Annotated in this window: 17 protein-coding genes; 8 read left to right on the top strand and 9 right to left on the bottom strand. The window is 51.9% G+C overall.

Annotation, left to right across the window (positions count from 1 at the left end; all coding sequences use genetic code 11):
* Window positions 1-457 precede the first annotated feature (457 nt).
* Window positions 458-3,328 (top strand): DNA polymerase I, encoded by a 2,871-nt coding sequence (polA, locus tag GU926_RS11605; protein ID WP_160692023.1) that lies wholly within the window; start codon window positions 458-460, stop codon window positions 3,326-3,328.
* Between the two features lie 111 nt (window positions 3,329-3,439).
* Here the strand turns inward: polA and GU926_RS11600 are convergent, their stop codons facing one another.
* Both GU926_RS11600 and GU926_RS11595 read right to left on the bottom strand, forming a co-directional pair.
* Entirely contained in the window at window positions 3,440-4,744 is a 1,305-nt protein-coding gene (locus tag GU926_RS11600) for an SGNH/GDSL hydrolase family protein (RefSeq protein WP_198001409.1), read from the bottom strand.
* Between the two features lie 14 nt (window positions 4,745-4,758).
* Window positions 4,759-6,003 (bottom strand): OmpP1/FadL family transporter, encoded by a 1,245-nt coding sequence (locus tag GU926_RS11595; protein WP_160692019.1) that lies wholly within the window; start codon window positions 6,001-6,003, stop codon window positions 4,759-4,761.
* 274 nt (window positions 6,004-6,277) lie between these two features.
* Here GU926_RS11595 and GU926_RS11590 point away from each other — a divergent pair, with 274 nt between their 5' ends.
* Window positions 6,278-7,171, top strand: a complete 894-nt coding sequence (locus GU926_RS11590; protein ID WP_160692017.1) for an NAD(P)/FAD-dependent oxidoreductase — start codon at window positions 6,278-6,280, stop codon at window positions 7,169-7,171.
* A 352-nt stretch (window positions 7,172-7,523) separates the two neighbouring features.
* Here GU926_RS11590 and GU926_RS11585 read toward each other — a convergent pair whose 3' ends face one another.
* The gene (locus GU926_RS11585) at window positions 7,524-8,348 is read right to left on the bottom strand and encodes a cyanophycinase (protein ID WP_160692015.1); all 825 of its coding nucleotides are present in this window, start codon (window positions 8,346-8,348) and stop codon (window positions 7,524-7,526) included.
* 436 nt (window positions 8,349-8,784) lie between these two features.
* Here GU926_RS11585 and GU926_RS11580 point away from each other — a divergent pair, with 436 nt between their 5' ends.
* Window positions 8,785-10,116, top strand: coding sequence for an MBL fold metallo-hydrolase (locus GU926_RS11580; protein WP_160692013.1), 1,332 nt, complete (start codon window positions 8,785-8,787; stop codon window positions 10,114-10,116).
* 915 nt (window positions 10,117-11,031) lie between these two features.
* Window positions 11,032-11,757, top strand: a complete 726-nt coding sequence (locus GU926_RS11575; RefSeq protein ID WP_160692011.1) for a DUF481 domain-containing protein — start codon at window positions 11,032-11,034, stop codon at window positions 11,755-11,757.
* A 344-nt stretch (window positions 11,758-12,101) separates the two neighbouring features.
* On the opposite strand, the gene arfB is transcribed toward GU926_RS11575, so the two are convergent.
* Complete coding sequence (gene arfB, locus GU926_RS11570) at window positions 12,102-12,506, bottom strand: alternative ribosome rescue aminoacyl-tRNA hydrolase ArfB (protein WP_160692009.1); 405 nt, start codon at window positions 12,504-12,506, stop codon at window positions 12,102-12,104.
* A 434-nt stretch (window positions 12,507-12,940) separates the two neighbouring features.
* Here arfB and GU926_RS11565 point away from each other — a divergent pair, with 434 nt between their 5' ends.
* The gene (locus GU926_RS11565) at window positions 12,941-13,129 is read left to right on the top strand and encodes a hypothetical protein (RefSeq protein ID WP_160692007.1); all 189 of its coding nucleotides are present in this window, start codon (window positions 12,941-12,943) and stop codon (window positions 13,127-13,129) included.
* 56 nt (window positions 13,130-13,185) lie between these two features.
* On the opposite strand, the gene GU926_RS11560 is transcribed toward GU926_RS11565, so the two are convergent.
* Window positions 13,186-13,704 (bottom strand): hypothetical protein, encoded by a 519-nt coding sequence (locus GU926_RS11560; RefSeq protein ID WP_160692005.1) that lies wholly within the window; start codon window positions 13,702-13,704, stop codon window positions 13,186-13,188.
* A 263-nt stretch (window positions 13,705-13,967) separates the two neighbouring features.
* Here GU926_RS11560 and GU926_RS11555 point away from each other — a divergent pair, with 263 nt between their 5' ends.
* Together GU926_RS11555 and GU926_RS11550 are read left to right on the top strand one after the other, a co-directional pair.
* A complete protein-coding gene (locus tag GU926_RS11555) occupies window positions 13,968-14,372 on the top strand; it encodes a BlaI/MecI/CopY family transcriptional regulator (RefSeq protein ID WP_160692003.1) in 405 nt (134 codons plus the stop codon).
* Complete coding sequence (locus GU926_RS11550; RefSeq protein ID WP_160692001.1) at window positions 14,347-16,431, top strand: M56 family metallopeptidase; 2,085 nt, start codon at window positions 14,347-14,349, stop codon at window positions 16,429-16,431. The genes GU926_RS11555 and GU926_RS11550 overlap by 26 nt, the downstream gene beginning before the upstream one ends.
* Window positions 16,432-16,746: 315 nt before the next feature.
* Here GU926_RS11550 and GU926_RS11545 read toward each other — a convergent pair whose 3' ends face one another.
* The 4 genes from GU926_RS11545 to GU926_RS11530 all read right to left on the bottom strand — a co-directional run bounded on the left by GU926_RS11545 (window position 16,747) and on the right by GU926_RS11530 (window position 19,530).
* Window positions 16,747-17,361: a hypothetical protein gene (locus tag GU926_RS11545; protein WP_160691999.1), complete on the bottom strand. Its 615-nt coding sequence runs from the start codon at window positions 17,359-17,361 to the stop codon at window positions 16,747-16,749.
* Window positions 17,362-17,601: 240 nt separating this feature from the next.
* Window positions 17,602-17,979: an iron chaperone gene (locus tag GU926_RS11540; RefSeq protein WP_160691997.1), complete on the bottom strand. Its 378-nt coding sequence runs from the start codon at window positions 17,977-17,979 to the stop codon at window positions 17,602-17,604.
* 43 nt (window positions 17,980-18,022) lie between these two features.
* Window positions 18,023-18,649, bottom strand: a complete 627-nt coding sequence (locus tag GU926_RS11535; RefSeq protein ID WP_160691995.1) for a class I SAM-dependent methyltransferase — start codon at window positions 18,647-18,649, stop codon at window positions 18,023-18,025.
* A gap of 20 nt (window positions 18,650-18,669) precedes the next feature.
* Entirely contained in the window at window positions 18,670-19,530 is an 861-nt protein-coding gene (locus tag GU926_RS11530) for an alpha/beta hydrolase (RefSeq protein WP_160691993.1), read from the bottom strand.
* Between the two features lie 160 nt (window positions 19,531-19,690).
* Here GU926_RS11530 and GU926_RS11525 point away from each other — a divergent pair, with 160 nt between their 5' ends.
* The gene (locus tag GU926_RS11525) at window positions 19,691-19,933 is read left to right on the top strand and encodes a hypothetical protein (protein ID WP_160691991.1); all 243 of its coding nucleotides are present in this window, start codon (window positions 19,691-19,693) and stop codon (window positions 19,931-19,933) included.
* Window positions 19,934-19,994: the final 61 nt, after the last annotated feature.

Here is a 19,994-nt window from a genome sequence, read left to right as displayed (position 1 = left end):
ACAACGGTCACCACAAGGTAGAAGCGCTTTGACCACCAAAGGAGCATCCACGCAGAAGAGGCAAGCTGGTACAGCGCGAGGCGGGAAGACGGGGCCTCGCGGCCGTGAGCGCTTAGCGGCGGCAATGAAACAAGGCGGCATAAGGGCACCGGCAGGAAGAAACTCTTCAGGGATAGCCAACGGAAGTGCCTATGAATTGCAGGCTCCAGGAGAGAGGCAGTCTAGATTGTTGGTGATAACACCAACAACGGTGGGGACGGCGGGTTACCTTTAGAAGTTAAGATTGCATTTCCATTCTTCATCAACCAGCAATTGGCAATCAATAATCAAAAACCATTTTTTGGCTAAATCTCAGAAAACAGGCTAAAAACGACCTGCCCTAACTTTCTGCCGCGTCTTCAGTTAAATAGGTAGCACCGTTGCAAGGCAGACGCTTTGCTTGTACCTTCGCTAGCCTATGAGTACACCAGACAAACGCCTTTTTCTCTTAGACGCCATGGCGCTCATCTACCGCGCCCACTTCGCGTTCAGCAAGAACCCCAGAATCAACTCCAAGGGCATGAACACCGGCGCTGCGCTGGGCTTCACCAACACCTTGGTAGACCTGCTCAACCGCGAAAAGCCCACCCACATTGGGGTTTGCTATGACGCGCCATCCAAGACGTTCCGGCATGACAACTTTGTAGAGTACAAGGCCAATAGGCAGGCCATGCCCGAGGATATTTCCATTGCCATACCGTACGTGAAGAAGATTGTGGAGGCCTTTGGCATACCGGGCATGATGCTGGACGGTTTTGAGGCCGATGACATCATTGGCACGCTTTCCTGTAAGGCAGAAAAGGCTGGGTTTGACGTGTTCATGATGACGCCAGACAAGGACTATTACCAGCTGGTCACTGATCATGTGTTTGTCTACAAGCCGGCATTCTTAGGCAATGCCATTGAGGTCATTGACAAACCCAAAGTGCTGGAGCGCTGGGAAATCAGTGATGTAAAACAAGTCATTGACATTCTAGGCTTGCAGGGCGATGCCGTGGACAACATCCCGGGCATACCGGGCATTGGCGAGAAGACGGCCAAGACGCTTATTCAAAAATACGGCTCGGTAGAGAATCTAATCGCCCATTCGCATGAACTGAAAGGCAAGCAGAAGGAGAACGTGGAGAACTTCGCTGAGCAGGGCTTGATGTCCAAAGAATTGGCCACCATTCACCTGGACGTACCCATTGACTTTGACGAGGAAGGCCTGCGCTATGACGGCCCCGACATGGACAAGCTGGCCGCCCTCTTTGACGAGCTGGAGTTCAGACAACTGGCTACGCGTGTGCTGGGTACCGCCTCGCCGGCCGTTCCCAAGCCCATCTCCAACAAACCCACCGTAGGCAAAGGCTTTAAGTCAGACAAGCCCATGGGGCAGACGTCTCTCTTTGACATGCCCGCTGATGAGGTCATGACGCCTGAGGCAGGGGCTATGATAGAAGGCGGCGGTGAAGGTTATGTGTCTACGCCACGCAAAACCATTGACACCACGCTACATGAGTACCATCTGCTCACCATGCCAGAGCAGCGTGCGCAACTGTTAAAATACCTGAAGCTTCAGAAGGAAATTTCTTTTGACACCGAGACCACCAGCATTGACGCCATCACCGCGCGCCTGGTGGGCATCTCGTTCTGCTACATGCCCGGCGAGGCGTATTACATTCCAGTGCCAGCTGATGACTATGAGGCTACTCTGGAGATTGTGCAGGAGTTCAAGGAGATATTGGAAAGCCCTTCTATTACCAAGATTGGCCAGAACATCAAGTATGACTTGGTAGTCTTGCAGCGCTACGGCATTGACGTGCAAGGCCCACTGTATGATACCATGCTGGCCCACTACCTCCTAGAGCCAGACATGCGCCACAACATGGATTTGCTGGCAGAGACGTATTTACATTACACACCCATCGCGATTGAGACGCTGTTAGGCAAAGGCAAGAACCAGCTGACCATGGACAAGTTGCCGCCGCTCCAAATCTATGAATACGCCTGCGAGGATGCTGACGTCACGCTACAGCTTAAGCATTACTTTGACCCGTTGCTGGAGAAACAGGGCCTTAAGCGTCTCTTCAATGACGTAGAGAACCCACTATTGCGCGTGCTGGGGCACATGGAGCGCGAAGGCGTGAGCATTGACGCCGAAGCTCTGGGTGAGTCTTCTATCGTGTTGCAAACCAGTATCAAGGAAATTGAACAGAAGATTTTTGAGCAAGCGGGCATGGAGTTCAACATCGGCTCACCTAAGCAATTGGGCGAAGTCCTGTTTGACCGCATGCAGCTGGGCGGCAACAAAATTAAGAAAACCAAAACGGGCCAATATGCCACCGGCGAGGAGATACTGTCTAAGCTGGCCTTTGAGCATGAGATTGTCGCGTTGATCCTAGACCATAGACAACTGACCAAGCTCAAGAGCACCTACGTAGACGCGCTTCCGCAATTGATTTGCAAAGAGGATGACCGCCTGCACACGTCCTATAACCAAGCCGTAGCCGCTACCGGCCGTTTGAGTTCTACCAACCCCAACCTGCAGAACATTCCTATTAGGACTGAGAAAGGGCGTGAGATACGCAAAGCCTTCGTGCCGAGAGATGAAAACCACGTATTGCTGTCCGCGGATTATTCGCAGATTGAGTTGAGGATCATGGCGCATTTCAGCAATGACGCCACTATGAAAGAGGCCTTCCAGAAGGGTTTGGATATTCACGCGTCAACGGCGGCCAAGGTGTTCCACGTGCCCGTTGACCAGGTGGACAGTGATATGCGCCGCAAGGCCAAGACCATCAACTTCGGGATTATCTATGGGATTTCTGCGTTTGGTCTGGCCGAGAGATTGGCTATTCCAAGAAGAGAGGCTGCTGAAATTATTGAAGCCTACTTCCAGGAGTTCCCAGCGGTGAAGCAGTACATGGACAGCGCCATCAACGAGGCCCGCGACCAGGAGTTTGTGGAGACGCTGTTAGGCCGTAGACGCTACCTCAGGGACATTAACTCCCGCAACCAGAACATACGGGGCTACGCCGAACGCAACGCCATCAACGCGCCCATCCAAGGCACGGCGGCAGACATCATCAAGATTGCCATGATCAACATTGACCAATGGCTACGGGATGAGAAACTGGCTAGCCGCATGATCTTGCAGGTGCATGATGAATTGGTGTTTGACGTGCTCAAAGAAGAACTGTCACTGGTGCAGGCCAAAGTAGAGGAACTCATGAAAAACGCCTTCCCGCTGAGCGTTCCCATGGAAGTAGGCATGGGCACCGGTGATAACTGGCTGCAGGCGCACTAGGCGTTTTTGGCCTGTTTTCTGTAAATCAGGCCAAAAACGGTTCATAGAGGCATAAAATAGAAGAGGCCCGGCGAACGCCGGGCCTCTTCTATGTATGGATACTAGAGTTGATTACGGGATTAATACCGCTCTGAACAAAGTTACGTCAATGGTTGGGATGGTAGAGCTGTATTTGGTGTTGATGGCCTTAATGATCTCATTGGCTACAATGGCATAGCCTCTAGGAGTAAGGTGCACGCCGTCCAAAGAAAACAGGTTACCCGTGATAAAGGCAGGTGAATAGTTTACGCCATTCAATGAAAAACCAGCTTTAATTGCGTTGAAGTAAGCATTCATGTCTGAGAAAGCAACATTCTTAGCAGTAGCCGCCGCGCGCAATTTAGCATTGAAGGAGGTAGTGGCTGTTTTAACAGCAGTTACTTCGTTTTCATCCAATACCTCTTGGTTCTTCAAGGGGTTGAATGGAGAAAAGCCATGTGGAATCTGCTGCGGAATGCCAGGCACTGCTTCTGGTGTACCTACTGTAGAAGTAAGAAGCACGTAATCTGCTGCTTTTGCCTCACGTACAGTGCCATCGCCCATTGTAATATACAACTTTGCGTTGGCAGCTTGCGCTTGAGCCATGATGCCGGCAGTAGCCTTAGTCGTGAAGAATGGAACGGCTGTCACATCTGGGATATTGATGATGACACCCTGCGCCGGCAATTTGGCTACCATGGCGTCTAATGCAGTTTGGAAGGCCGTCTCAGATGAGATAGCAGCAATTCCGCCAGAGGTGGCATACCCCAACACATCATTGTTGCCTAACCACATAGTAAAGAAAGTAGCCTTTACAGACTCCACCTTGTTTACATAAGGAAGCAGTGCACCCGTTGGAGCAACTTGATCAGATAGCAGGCGCTCATAAAATGGATTGAAGCCAAGTGGGTTGTTATAGCCATAGCCGGCAGTAGTGACGTCTACCATCTTTATGCCGGGAACGCCTAAGTTCTGGACTTCGCCTGTAAACTTAGTGTACAAGGGAGTCTTGTTGTCTGCGCCCATGCCACGTATGGCCAGGTTGGTGGTTACAGGAGCCGTGGTTGGCAATCCAGAGGAGCTAAAGCCCGTCAGTTTAAGATAGCCAGATCCATTCTTCTGCTCTTCTGTGAACAACGGCTGCGTAAAACCACCGCCACCTACAAGAGAGAACTGGTTAGCCAGAATGTTTGGATAAGAGTTTCGCTGTCCTTCTAGGTACAAGCCACCGTCTTGGTAACCGGCTGTAAGTGAGTTACCCACCGCCACATACTTAGATAGGTCCAGAGAGCCGGCGCTAAAGGTACGGTCCTCTTCAAACTCAGGATCACAACCGGCAAATAGTAAGGAGCTGGTGAGGAAAGCAACAGCACCTAGTTTATGTAATAAATTTTTCATGTTCATTAAAGAAATTAGAATTTATAGTTAACCCCAACACCAGGGATGTACGCCACAGACTTGAAAGTACCGGCCACGCCGTTAGACTTGCTGGCGTCATCTGTGCGCTCTTTCTTGTTCACATACAGGAAAGAAGCGTCTAGGTCAACTTTTTCTGAAAGCTTAAGAGTTAAACCGGCAGAAACTCCTCTTGAGTCTGAGTCTGGGGTTTCTGGGGTTAAGAATCCATCTTGTACCGGAGACTCATCATAGTAAGCACCCGCCCGAATAGTCATGATGTCAGACAGCACGTACTGCGCGCCCAAACGGTAGATGTAAGAATCTTCATACTGGCGCTGGGCCTCAGAAGAAACCTGGCCGCCAATCACGTCATTAAAATCAAACCGAAGAGATTCATACGCACTCCACTCTACGCGCTGTACGTCTGCGGCAATGGTCAGTTTGTCAGTGGCTTTGTAGCCTAAGCCCAGCGTAAGGTTGGCTGGCAAAGGAAGCGTAGCGTTGAACTTGTCTCCTTTGAACTGAGCTCTCACGGGTGCGGCATCTGGTATCTGCAAGATGATGTCACCGTCTTCTACTTTGGCATCTACCTTAGAACGGTAGGTTAAGCCCAAGGAAAGCTTGTCTGTAGGCTGGAAATAAACCCCGGCATTAAAGCCAATACCAGTTTTTGATTTTCCGTCTAGCTCAATGTGGCCCTCGTTGCCGTTCTCATCTGTCAAAGGAACAGATCTCTGCAGGTTTACACTGCCAATAGAAACGATTAAGCCAGCGCCCACGCCCAACTTGTCTGTAATTCTGTAACTCACCGTAGGCTGGATGTAAATAGCCTGCAAGGTCAATTCATTCAATCCGAAGCGTCCTTGCCAGGTGCTTCCCCAGTTAACGGTGCTACCATACGGCGTGTATACGCCAATACCAAATCGCAACGGGCTTTCAGCAGCACCATAAGAGGCATATACTTGGAAAGGCGTGCCTAACGGATTGTCAGTCTGCGACTCAGAAACACCGCCAGAAGCTTCACGGTAGGCTATCTTGGAGTTCAGGGCGCTCACGCCAATCTGAATCCCGTTCTGTCTCAAATGCGCCAAAGCTCCCGGGTTGAAGAAGATGCTGCTCTGGTCCAATGCTAGCCCTGTTCCGGCGTGCCCCATTCCTATCTGCTTCTGCCCCTGGAGGTTTGCTTGGTATCCCCCGGCATTGGCAACGCCCGCTGTCAGCACAGCACTGCCCAGAAAGGCTAAAAATTTACTTTTCATGCGTTGGTTTGTTAAAATCTGGTTAAGTGGAATTGTGAGAGTTTGTTAACCAAAGATAGAAAAATTGATATGATATTCTAATATTAGTATGCATGGGCACCATTTTTTTAATTTTTAGCACCTGATTTAATTATAAAGCCGCTTTCTGGCTTGGACACCATCCGCCACGGGGCCTGGCAGATGGGCACGGAAACAGATAAAATATCCCGCGCAGGTCCACCCCTTTTGCCTGATTTGCGTTTAGCCATTTCAAGCAAGAATGTAGGCGATAATTATGTATGACGTATTGATAGTAGGGGGCGGACCAGCCGGCTTAAGCGCAGCCATGTTGCTGGGGCGCTGCATGCGAAAAGTGGCCCTCTTTGACACCGGCGAGTATAGAAACTCATATTCACACGCCATGAACGGCTTCATTACCCGTGACGGCACCCCGCCCAGCGAGTTCCTGCGCCTGGGCCGCGAAGACCTAAGCAAGTATGAGGTAGACCTCAAGCAGAAGCGCATCACGCATCTCACCAAACGGGCAGACTTATTCCAGGCCATAGACGAAGACGGGCAAGCCTACCTTTCCAGAAAAGTCTTACTGGCCACGGGCCTCACCGACCGCTGGCCCCAGATACCCGGCGCCGAGCCTTTCTTTGGCACCAGCATTCACCACTGCCCGTACTGTGACGGCTATGAGTCCAAGAACAAGCCCTTGGCGGCGTACGGAAAGGCCAGAAAAGCCATAGGACTGTCCCTGTCGCTCAAGACCTGGAGCAATGACGTAAAGCTGTTCACAGACGGCACCAACAAACTCACCCGTGAGGACAAGGAGCTGCTGGCCCGCAACGGCATCACCTACGCCACCGCGGCCATTGAGAGAATTGAGGGCGAAGACGGCCAGATGCAGCGTATTATTTTACAGAACGGCCAGGTAGAAGAACGGCACGCCCTATTTTTTGCCACCGGCTCAGACCAGCGCTCAGACTTGGCTAGCCAACTAGAGTGCGACTTTACCAGCAAAGGCGTAGTGCGCACCTACAAGCACCAAGAGACCAACGTGAAAGGCCTGTACGTAGCCGGTGACTCTGCCCGAGACATGCAACTAGTCATTGTCGCCGCCGCCGAAGGCACCAAAGCCGCCGTGGCCATCAACATAGAGCTGCAGAAAGAATTCAGGCAGTAAAGTTTTTAGACGCAAGATTTTCTACATACCGTACCAGGGTAAAGCCCCTCGTTTTTGGTCTGTTTTACAGAAAACAGGCCAAAAACGAGGGGCTCTTGGTTACTAACAGTATAAACTCTTCTCTTAGCTAGCCTGGCAGGAAGCCTATTAAAATCGAAAATAAATATAGAAAGTACTCGCTCTCCTCTGGCGAGTGTGGGTTATTGCGCGGCCTCTGGCCGTATGAGGATACATCTTTTTTCAATCCGGCTTTCCCAAACCGTCCAGCGGCGGCGGCCAGAGTCCGCAGGAAGCTCACACTCGCTAGAGGCAAGCGAGGTGGAACATTGCCTTGAAAGGCCCTACCAATCTATTATTTCAGCACGGACTTCTTTTTCTGCTGGGAGAGTTTTCTAAAGAAGCGGTCTTTGAGGCAGTATTCATGGCCTTCTACCAGCAGGTGCATGGTCAGGTTCTCAATGGCAATGGGGTCGCCTTCTTCTACTTCATTGAGGTTGGTGTAGCGCACATGCGAGCCGTCCATGATGGTCACCACGCCGTTGCCAAACACCTCTACGTGGTTGCCGCTCTTAATGATGACACCCGTTTCCTCGCCCAGGCCAATGCCCACAAACTCGGGCCGCTTGGTCACGGCGTGGGCCAGGCGGCCAAACCGACCGCGCTCCGTAAAATGGGTGTCTATGAACACGTTCTGGATAAAGGAAAGGCCTTCGGTGGTTTTGGTTTCGCCTTTGAGCAGGGAATAGTAGCCGTAGCCTTCGTAGATCATGCGGTCAGACATGGCGGCGGCCCCGGCGCTGGTGCCGGCAATGGTCACCTCGTCATATTGATACCGCTGGAGCATGAGGGCGTGCAGGTTGGTGTTGGCCAGGAACTCCTTTAAGCGCAGCTGGTTGCCGCCGGTAAAGAAAATGACCTCGGCACGGGCAATGCGGTCCAGGTACTCGGGTTTGTCGGCTAGGTTGTCTTCATCTATGTGCATGAAGCGCACGCTGCTGCAGCCCAGTTCCTCAAAGGCCTCTTTGTACGCCTGGCCAGACTCCAGAGGCTCCAGCGTGGCGGTGGTGATCACCTCAATGTTAGAGTCTTTGCTGCAGATTTCGCCGCGTATGAGGTTGATTAAGCCGTCATCATCGCCGCCGCCCAACGCGATCAAGGTGCCTTTTGGTTCTTGCATAGGTTCTTGTATGAGGTAGGTGAAGGAGTTGTCTTCGGCATTGCCTGCACCCAGTTGCCTGAATGTAAAGGTTTTGCGCTAAAAAACGGTATCTGGTGAAAGATGCCCGTATAAGACATAACTAAAAAGCCTGCCTACAAGTTATGAAAACCTGCCTATTTCTAAAGTTCGCCAACCCAGGCGGGCATGGGTAGAACCGCCGGGGCAGACAGCCGCAGAAGCAGCGGCGCTTGGACAAAGTGCAGACCCTGAACGAAGTAGCAGACAGAATGTAGCGTCTGCGCCAGATCTTGTCTTCAGCCGAAGTGGGTAGTTTTTAGGCTGTTTTCTGGAAAAGAGGCCAAAAAGGAATCTGCGAAGGTGATGAACGTCATCTATGAAATACCACCTGAAAATACCAACTTTGCCTCATTCATCCTCCGTAAATTCCATTCCTATGAAAATAGAGCAGTTTGAAGACAAGGGCCTGGCCCATTACTCATACATCATCATGAGCGATGCCGAGATTGCCGTCATTGACCCCACGCGCAATCCCAGGCAATATGAAGAGTACGCCATGCTGCATGACGCCCGCATCACCACGGTCATAGAAACCCACCCCCACGCCGACTTTGTGAGCGGCCACCTGGAGCTTTCTGAGGCCAAAGGAGCCACCATCTACGTGAGCGAACTTCTGGGCGCCGAGTACCCGCACACCACCTTTGACGACGGCGACGTCATTCAACTGGGCAAGGTCACCCTCAAGGCCATCAACACGCCCGGGCACTCGCCAGACAGCATCTCTATTCTTTTATTAGACGAAGAGGGAAAAGAGTACGCCATCTTTACCGGTGACACCCTGTTCATAGGTGATGTAGGCCGGCCAGACCTGCGCGAGAACGTGGGAAACCTAACCGCCTCTAGAGATGAACTGGCCCGCCAGATGTACCACTCTACCCGTGAGAAGCTCATGCCCCTGCCAGACCATGTATTGGTATACCCCGCGCACGGCGCCGGCAGCCTCTGCGGCAAAGGCATGAGCAGTGCCAACAGCAGCACCATTGGCGACGAGAAGCGCACCAACCCGGCCCTGCAGCCCATGTCTGAGGACGCGTTTGTCACCTACCTGACCTCAGACCAGCCCTTTGTACCCAAGTACTTTGAGCATGCCGTGGCGCTTAACAGAAAAGGGGCCTCCAAATATGAGTCTTCTGTCAAGCGCGTACCTATTCTGCCGGCAGACCATGAACTGGAGAAAGATGCCTTGGTCATTGACACCCGCCCGCAGGCCCAGTTCAAGAAAGGCCACGTGCCCAACTCCATCAATCTGCAGGACGGCGGCAAGTTTGAAACCTGGCTGGGTTCCATTGTCTGGCCAAACGAGAAGTTCTACATAGTGGTGGAGAACGAGGAGAAGATGCAAGAGATCATCAGCAAGACGGCCCGCATTGGCTATAATCGCTTGATTCTGGGGGCGCTCACCTGTCCGCCCACGGCCACGGACACTACCATGGAGATGAACCTGGAAGACTTTAAACAGCACCCAGAAAACTACACCATTGTAGACGTGCGCAACTGGGGCGAAATCAAGCAGCGCAAGATTTTCCCTTCGGCGCTGGAGATCCCGCTGCCCGAACTGCGGGAGCGCGTAGAAGAGATTCCGGCAGACAAGCCCGTAGTGGTGCATTGCGCGGCCGGCTACCGTTCTGCCGCCGCCACCAGCATTATCAAGCCCGGTATTGTGGGCGTGCCCGTGTATGATTTAAGCGATGCCATTTCCCAGTTCTAGCAAGCTGAGCTGATCTTTGGACATCAGGGTAAGACTGAATCTCTATTTAAGGCAGGCCGGCTATTTGATAGCGGGCCTGCTTTTTGTTTTTAGTGCCAGCGGCGCAGCAGAACAGCTAGGCGCAAAAGCAGCCACTTTGGTTTGGTCGTTTTCCTGCTTGGTTCTTTTCTTAGCCATACAAGTCTGGACGGGGCAAAAACTACTACCACAAGAAATGCCCAGCCGTAGGCTGAAAATAGGGGGTGCCACGCTTATCATACTCCTGCTGACCATCTTCAAGGTGTATTTGTATGAAGCGTCAGATCTCGCTTTAAGTTGTATGGACAGGGCGCCAGATCTCACCCGAGCAGTCAGTTACTTTGGCTTTTGCTGGTGGAGTTCCGTCATGGTGTGGGAAGTATCGTATTGGCAAGGCCGGAAGACGCATGCCTACCCGTAAGATTTCCTCTCTATAATTCAGCTTCCCGTATTTTCTCTGCCTGCTCTTAACCGCTAGGGCCTTTCTTTTTTGAAGGGCGCTTGCAGAAAGGTTGTGCGTGCCTTGGATTTTCCTTAAGGATGCGTTTTTGCCTTATTTTCTTGGAAACAAGCCAAAAACGGCGCGGGGCTGCCTGGTGCTCTGACCCCTGAAAAAAAGTGAAATAGGAGAAAGCCAAAGCTTTGAGAACAACCTCCGGCCAAGCGTGAAACCAGCTGGCCTGGTTTGCCTTGCCTACCGTTTCTGGAAATGCTGTGTACCTTTGTTGCTGAAAAACATGATTGGGGCAATGGATGCTAAAGCGCCTGTTTCTGTTCCAGCTTTACAAATGCCCGCCTTGCACGGTTCTTATGCTTATGACGTTTACGGTACGCAGTTTCTTTGCTTTAACATTTCTTTTAACGCTTTCATGGGGTGCCAAGGGCCAGATTTTAAACGTGGAGAAGGCGCGGGTGGAGCGGGACTCCTCAAATTATTTTACCGGCAAGCTGGGCGTGAACCTCAACTTGTTCAACCGCCCGGTGGGTAAAGAAGGAAAAACGGATCACTACATCGGCCTCACCGGAAACGGCAACATTGGCTACGTGTCTGAGCAGAACACCTACCTGCTGCTGGGTTCTTACAACTACGTGCGCCTGCGCGGGGCCACGCAGATAGAAACCGGCTACGTGCACGGCCGGGTCACCTTTCAAAGAAAGCAGCGGTTGTCGTATGAAACCTTCGGGCAGTTGCAGTATGACTATAACCGGGGTCTGGAGTTGCGGGCGCTGGCCGGGGCGGGCATACGGTTTGCCGTGGTGCGCAAAGAGAACCTCAGGTTTAACCTGGGCACCGGCGCCATGTATGAGCACGAGCGCTGGCATAACCTGGAGGAAGACCGCTACATCAAGAAGGACATGCCCAAGCTGTCTAATTACGCTAGCGTACGCCTGCCCCTGAACCCGTATCTGGAACTCAGCACCATTCATTACTACCAGGTGGGCTATGACCAACCGCACAGCCAGTTCCGGCATCGGTTTAGCGGAGACCTTTCCCTGACCATGAAAGTGAACACGTGGCTGCAATTGGTGACCAACTTCTCTCATACCTATGAGAACCAGCCCATCGTGCCCATCCCCAATTACCTCTACAGCCTCACCAACGGTTTACAAGTAAGCTTCTAGTCTAGTCTTGAGTTCTGAGTCGCGAGTCTTGAGTCTGGGAATGCGTTTTTGGCGTGTTTTCTAGGAAATAGGCTAAAAACAGGTCTGTTTTCTGCCCCAAATCTGAAGGATATGTATAGGTGGTTCAAGGTATCATTGAGCAAACATCCGCTTGTGTATAGGCGCAAATTGAATCCGGAATGCGTGGGCGACAAGGCGGTGCCGTTATCTCTACCAGTCTACAACGTCCTCTTAGTCTATTTATCAGAGAGAAGAACCGCAACTCCATTTTTGGCCTGATTCCCAGAAAACAGGCCAAAAACACCTATGCAGCAATTAACAATCAGCTGATATTTTAAAAATACTCACGATTCTGAATTAAACCGCCTGTTGGCTTTCTTCTGACCAATCTTCTTTTTGGCTTCTATGCGTTTCTGGACGGCGGCTTTAGAGGGTTTGGTGCGTTTGCGCGGCTTGGGGCGGTGCAAAGCTTGCTCTAACGTCTCATAAAGCTTCTGTACGGCCAGTTCCTTGTTGGCCAGTTGGCTGCGGTCTTCCTGGCTGGCCAGGTGCAGGAAGCCGTCTTTGTTCAGGCGCGGGGCTAGCTTCTCCAGCATCAGTTCTTTTTGCTCTGGACTGAGTAACACCGAGTTCTCAATGGAAAACCACACTTCTACGCGGCTCTCCACCTTGTTCACGTTCTGGCCGCCGGGGCCGCTACTCCGCGATGTCTGGAAAACTAGTTCTGGGGTTAAATCTGGGAGAGTCATAAAACAGGAGCGCGTGAATGCCGGTCAAGATACACAGGAACGGCAAGAAAAGTTGTTGGCGGGGTGCTGGTAAATGATACGCAGCTAAAAATCAGGAATTTAGGAAGAGCCTATGGCGCTAGGGCAATCCAAACTGTACGAAGTAAGCGGTACACTTGTCCGGTAGCGGACATATTTTGTTCGGGGATGGACAATGGTAAAGAAAAAATATGCTGTAAACTGCTTTAAATCAAGGTTTTGCGGTTGTGGCATGCCGTTTGGATATAAAGTTAACAAGCAAGGCAACCCACAGAAGGTCATGTGCATCTTACTAACAGAAACCAGATGTACCACAAGAGGAAATGACCTTCGGCACCAGAAAAAAAACTTGAGAAAACGGTGCAACTAATTAAGAATGAGATAGTCTCTTAAACAAACCATTAAAGATTACAGCCATGAAATTGATCGTATTATTGTTCGCCGCTTGTATAGGTTCCAGCTTCGCATTAGACAATGCCTTAAGCAGAGTAGATTACAAGCAAGAAGTTATTTATGTGAACCAAAACGGAACGCAAGTTTTATCTCCAGAAGACCATGCGCAGTCAGAGACCTTGGCGTCTTATGAGCAAATCGCATCTTTATAAAGCGTACCCGTTTTTAGCTTGTTTTCTCCAAAACAGCCCAAAAGCACCTAAGATAACTAGTCCCTCTTCTTGCTTTTCCCAGACGGTGAAAAGATTCCTTTGATGAAATCCAGCGGTGACTCTGTAGGCTCTTTCACTATCACATACCGGATAGAGAAAGCGCTGCCCAGGTTAAACCACTCCTCGTGACGTAGATGAAAGGCCGGCTTCAGGTCGGCGGAGAGCAGAAACGGGAGCCCGTTGATTTTATACTCCAGGCCGGCTATGACGTCAAACCCGTAGACGGCCCCGTAATCCTTCAGCTTGCCGCCGTGCGCGCCCGCGCCCATGTAGTAGTTCAGGCGTTTTCCAAGAATGTTAAAATGTTGTTCGGCCAGAACGGTGGCCAAGACCTCGCGGGGGGCGGCAGTGGCCAGGCCCTCCAAGGTGGTTCTCTCAAATATCTTTTGTTGAATGGTCAGGCCCACTTCGTTTTTGCCTACGCGCGCACCCGCCGCGGTGCGGTACCGCTGAGCCAAAGCAGGAGCCAGTGCAAGAAGTGCCAGCACACAGACCAGCAGTACGGTTCTCTTCATACTGCAGAATACGCAACAAACCTCATATCTGGTATACTCCTTTTAGAGCGTTGACAGAATTTCTCCTGCCAACAGTATCAAAGTGTGCCTTTAAAGTAGAAGGCAACTGCTTGTAGCAGAAATGTCTAAAGCATCTTTTGGGTGCAGGAATGAACTTCTCAGAATAAACTACGAAAGATTTCGTGTTAAAAGTTTTCCTTTTACGAAAGTGTTCGTATAATTGAGTACGAAATAAATCGTAGTTAGAATTACTGCTTACAGACATGACCAACCCAACCCCGCCGCTTAAGCCCACTGAGACCGAACTAGAGATCCTGCAGATTCTCTGGCAGAACGGTCCCAGCACGGTGCGCTTTGTGAATGAGGCCCAGAACCAGGTAAAGGAAACCGGCTACACCACCACGCTCAAGCTTTTGCAGATCATGCATGAGAAGAACCTGGTGTCCCGTGATGAGGAGAGCCGCTCCCATTTGTACCAGGCCGCCGTGACCGAAGAAGACACCCAGAAGCATTTGCTGGACCGCTTCCTGGACACTGCCTTTAGAGGATCTGCCATGAAACTGGTCATGCAGGCCCTGGGCAACCGGTCTACTACCCCAGATGAGTTAAACCAAATCAAGAACCTCTTAAAACGCCTGGAAGATGACTCCCACAAACCTACTCCATGAGGTGCTGCCCCCTGGTAGCCTCAACGCCCTGGGCTGGACCCTCCTGCACTCCGTTTGGCAAGGCACTTTGCTAGCCATCTTGTTGGCCATTCTGCTGCGCTTGATGCACCGGCACTCGGCGGCCACCCGGTACCGCGTGGCCTGGGCCGGACTCATGGCCTTGGTTCTGATGGCGGGCATCACCTACTATAAATTGTATGAACCTGCCGTGCCGCCAGCTTCTTTGACCCGTGCATCTGTAATAGTTAGCAGCACCGCGGTCACAGCAGGAGCAGAGGTTCTCACCACCCAGACGTTCTGGGAGGAAGTCACTGCCCAAAGCCAAGCTTACTTTGAACAGCATCTGCCCGCCATGGTACTGTTGTGGCTCTTGGGAATGGTGGTGATGGGTATGCGCTTACTAGGCGGCTGGGTGTATGTACAGCGCTTACGTTCTTATAGAGTGCAACCCGTGCCCGAAGCCTGGCAGCAGAAGGCGGCTGCGGTGGGCAGACAGCTTGGGTTGGCGCAGGCTGTAGCCGTGGCAGAGTCTGCCCTGGTAAAAATGCCCATGGTCATTGGCCATGTAAAGCCGCTCATCTTATTGCCGCTGGGTGCCTTAGCCGGACTGTCTACGGCGCAGATAGAGGCCATTCTGGCGCATGAACTGGCCCACGTGCACCGCAAAGACTACCTGCTCAACTTATTGCAGAGCCTGGTAGAAACCTTGTTTTTCTTTCACCCCGCCGTGTGGTGGATTTCTGACTGCATTAGAACCGAGCGGGAACACGCCTGTGACGACCTGGCCATTTCTGTCTGCGGCGACTCGCTTACCTATGCCTATGCCTTAACTCATTTAGAAGAACTGCTCATGAAAAATCCCACTTCCTCTCCCCAATTGACCATGGCCTTCTCGGGCCGTCGCCGCACGTTATTGAGCCGCATTACCAGGTTGGTGCAGCAACCGGCCCTTAGGCCTTCTTTCTCTGAAGGCTTTCTGGCCGCCTGCGCCCTCACCGCTGGTTTGCTGGTTTTCTCTGCCACTGCCTGGGCCAACTACCAAACCCCTGATGCCCCGCAACCGGCGCATCAGGAACCGGTGGCTCTGCCCGTGCCTGCTCCTCAACAAGAGTATCTGGCCACCACCGCTCCCGTCAACGTTCCAGAACCCGAGGAAGAGTTGGAAGAAGCCTTGACCATGGTGCAACTAGCCGATGACCTGGTGATTGTGCAGAACAAGAAGGGAAAAGTAGTAGAAGTGTACGTGAACGGGAAGCGCGTCCCTAAAAACGAACTACCCAAATACCAGGCCCGCATTGAACGCCAGTTAAAGGCAACCAAAAACGCCAAGACCATGTCTCATGAGGAAACCGAGCGCGCCATGGCCGTTGCCAACGGTACCTTGCAGGAAGTGGAAAGAGAAACAAGGTTTGCCCCTCGTCCGCCAATGGCTCCCCGCAGACCTGTATCTGTTGGCAGAGGCGCTTCCATGGCTCCAGTATCACCGGTACCACCTGTTCCTCCGGTGGCCCCTGTTGCTCCGCTAAGCAATGACAAAGAAGGCCAGAAGCGCTACAAGCAAGACCTCAAGGAGTATGAAACTCAATTGAAGGAATATCAGGCCCAGTTAGACGAGTTTCATGCCCAGCGGGAAGCCTACGGTGCCACCGTGCAAGTTGACCGCCAAGCCCGACTGGTGGATCAGGCCCGCCGCCAGGAAGACCACAAACGCCGCATGGACGAACATGCCGTGCGCATGAAAGAGCATGAAAAACGAATGGCTGAGCACGCCGTGCGCATGAAAGAACATGATGAGCGCATGAAAAAGCACGACGCCATGATGAAAGAGCTCAAGGCCGCCCTGGTTTCTGATGGTTTGATCAAATCTAGCGAGGCGGATTACACCTTCAAGCTGGACAAGACCGGTCTGTTTGTAGATGACAAGAAGCAGTCAGACGCGCTCTACCAGAAATATAAGAAGATCATCTCAACCGCCACCGGTGAAGACATTGACATGATGCTAAAGAAGGAAGGCTCCAACTTCACCATCAACACCAACAAGAGCACTAAGACCAAATAGCAGCCTTAGATAAGCTTCTTAGAAAGCCCTCGCTCCGTTTTTAGGTTGTTTTCCAGGAAACAGGCCAAAAACGGAGCGAGGGCTTTTTATACCTTACCAAATATTGGTTGGCCTTCTGCGCTGGAAAATGTTTTCGAGTGGCTAGGTGTAGAGAGGAATTGAAAAGTGGTAATTTCTAACTTGCTGGGAAGGGATGTAGCCTCTGGTAAGTACCAATACATCGCACCAACTTGTCATGGTAAGAAGGTCCAGATCGAGGTCTGCCTGCCAAGCAAACATTGGTAAATCAAGAGACAGAGCAATGGTGGAGTTTGATTATGGGGACGTGAGTTGGTAAGCGGCTGGTATTTCTACGCCCTCAAATTGGTTGGTGAGGCCATACAACAGCAATCCGGCCAGGCCTATTCCTAGCAAGAGCAAAGCAAGCGCCTGCCCGCTAGGGGAAAGGAATAGAAGCGAGTGCTGCATCTTCTTTTGGTGCACCGCAGCCAAATGCCCGAAGAAAGAAACCACGGCCAGGCCATAGTAAGGCACAAAGAAGAAGTAGAACGGGAACGTATTCAGGCCGGCCACGCCAAAGTAGAAATTGGTGTCCAGACCCAGTGCCGTGCGGCCTAGCAGCACCGCGGTCACGTGCACCAGCAGGAAAAGCGCCAGGTAAAGCCCCGTCCAAAGGTGCAGGCGGTCAAAACCCTTGGTTGCCTTTTTTCTGGAGCCTTTGAAAAGTCTGAGGCCAGAGAAAATCTGAACCGCCACGGCAGCCAGCAAAAGCGTCTCGACCAGAGGGTTGCGGTAGGCCAGCCGCAGGGTGTCCATGAAAGCAATGTGCTGCTCAGGTCCCCAGAGGGCGGCCGCATGGTTGAGGAGGTGCACTCCAATGAACGCGGTGAGCAGAAGCCCAGAAAGGTAATGTAGCTGCCGGGTGGTCATACGCCTGTTGTTGCCGGTTGGTCACGCAGATGCTGCTTCCATAAAAGAAGAAAACCTTCAGACAGCACCCTAAGGCAAAGGTAGGCGTAAATATTCAACTAATTCTATATTAACCGCTAGATCGTTTTTGGCTTCTTTTTAAGGAAAGAGGCAAAAACGAAACCTTAGCGCTGTTGCCAACCCTAGGCAGCCATGAATCCTGGTTGAGTGAAAGCAGGTCCTCTGGGCCTTGACGAAATGTTACGCGTGTTGTGGATGCAGGGCGGCTTCTAGGTTTTCCTGTGCCCGGTAGGTCACAATCTTTCTGATCAGTGCTAAGGGAAGCGGCTGGTTTAATGGAAACTGTACAGAGCCATTGCCCACCTTGTAGGCTTGCAAGTCATTGGTGAAGCTGTCCTGGCTGGTAGGCACAGAATAAAAGCCAATGTGGTGTACAAAGGCCGCAAAATGGACCAGATCTCCATGGTAAATGAAAGTGGGCATGCCGTACTTGATGGTCTCTTTGGCCTCGGGCACAGTTTCTTGCACCAGGTTTCTGATTTGTTGCAGGGCGCGCTGGGTTGCTTCGGGGAAGGCTGCAAGGTAGCTGTTGATGTCTTTGGGCGCGGTAGTAATCATATTCGGGGAGGCGGAAAAAGGTGGAACATGAAAGCGTAAAAGATCAAATTCTGCGAGCTAAAAGAATGGTGTGCGTAGCATTGACAGGAAGATAGTTCTTTTTGATGGTATCTACTAAAGCAAAACCACTGGCCGTGAGCGCTTCCTGTACAAAAACGGCCCGGTGGTAGTGCACAAAAAGCGTGTGCTGCCCGTTGCTACTGGTCTCATACCCAGATTTCTCCGGATCATCGTCTACAAAACTAAGATATAAAATTCCGCCGAGGGGCAGCAGGTGGGCGCTGGCTTGCACCAGCTTTTGGCAGTCTAGCGCCGACAGGTACGGCAGGCAGAAACCACCCAGAATGGCGTCATAAGAACCAGTGAGCTTGTCCAGAGATCGGCAGTCCAACACGTAGCAGAGCGCGGCTGGGTTGTTGGCTTGTGCCAGGGCCACCATGTTGGGCGCCACGTCTGTGGCCTCTACCGTAAAATCTGGCCGTTGGCGTAAAAGGTGCTTGGTGATGTTGCCGGGGCCGCAGCCTAATTCCAGCACCCTGGCCGACGGCGTTTCCACCAACTGGCAGAACCGGTCATAGGTGTCTTGGTAGAGGTCCAGGTCCATGAACTTCTCCTGATATTGGTGGGCCAGCTGGTTCCAGGTGTCAAACGTAGCTTGGTAGGTTTCCATGGCAGGCGCGGGTGATGGTCTTACTGTTTGGCGGGCAACGGGTATAACAGCCTGAACGCATTGAACACGGCCTGGTGGGTGATGGTGGCATGGTCTTCCTGGGGCAGGTAGTCAAAGAAGAGCGTAAAGTTGCTTTTGTGGGCGTTGCGGAGCTTTTCGGCGAGGAGGTTGGCGTCTACTTCCATGACCCGCGGCGCGTCTCCGGGAGTTAAGCCCTCTTTGCCTACCCCAATGTATACGTCTGTCTTCTGCGTGATGGGTGCCGGAGTCTGCGCCAGCAGAGAACCGTTGTCCCACCAGATGCTAGGGCTGATGATGATGTACTTCTGGAACAGCGCCGGCTTCTTGAACAAGATTTCTGTGACCAGCAAGCCGCCCAGAGACTGGCCAATGATGGTCTTGGCAGCCGTGGTCTTGTAATGTCTGTCTATGTAGGGCTGCAGCTCTGTCTCCAGAAAAGAGATGAATTTCTCAGAATGGCCCGCTGTCTTGTACCGGTTCTGGTCAGCTATTATAGACGTGGGGTAGGTGAAATCGCGGCGGCGGTCTTTGTTGGCAATGCCCACCACAATAGACTTGGGCAGTTGGTTGATCCAGGGGAAGGTATTGAACTGCACCAGGCCCACCACGTGTATAAAATCCTCATCGGCGGAGCCGTCCAACAGGTAGATGACCGGGTACCGGGTGGTGTCTTTGGGGTCGTAGCCTTCGGGGAGGTAGATGTTGAGCGTTCTGTCTTCGCCTAGCACCTTTGACGGAACCTGGTCAATCACGCCAATGACAAACGGCTTTACGGGAGGGTTCTTGCTGGCTTTTTTTGATTGGCCCAAAACCGGGCAGGCCAGGCACAAGGCCAGTAATAGGGTGAACGCGCTTCTCATGGGCTGGGCGATAAGAGTTCAAAGGCCTAATATAAAACAAGTTTTGGGCAGTTGGTAGGCCCAGTGCCTGCGGTAGGAAAACAACCGGGCCTTGGGTTTGTTCTCTTACTAGCTATGCCAGAAAAGGCTTTTGGCCGCTATCCCCTAACCGTGTTTTGCCATGTCTATCTTGCAACTGAAACCAACCATTCTGGTGGAGACTCCCCTGGGAACCGGCCAGGCTATTTTTATCATTGACTATGGCATGCACCAGAACACCTGCTGGGTGGTGGCTCTGCAAAAGGACGGTGTCATCAAGCATTTTGACTGCAATGACGTAATTCTTTCCACCAACTACACATACGGCATGAACCTGCGCAAAAACCACTTTCCCGCTCAAGAGCCGTCTAAAGAGCCGGTATAAGAGGCTATGGTTTGGTAAATAGAGCGAACCGTTTTTAGCGTATTTTCTGGAAAACAGCCCA

The organism is Nibribacter ruber, assembly GCF_009913235.1.
In the GTDB taxonomy this organism is placed as follows: Bacteria; Bacteroidota; Bacteroidia; order Cytophagales; family Hymenobacteraceae; genus Nibribacter; species Nibribacter ruber.
The sequence above is the reverse complement of the archived record's forward strand: the minus strand, read 5'-3'. Positions and strand labels throughout refer to the sequence as shown.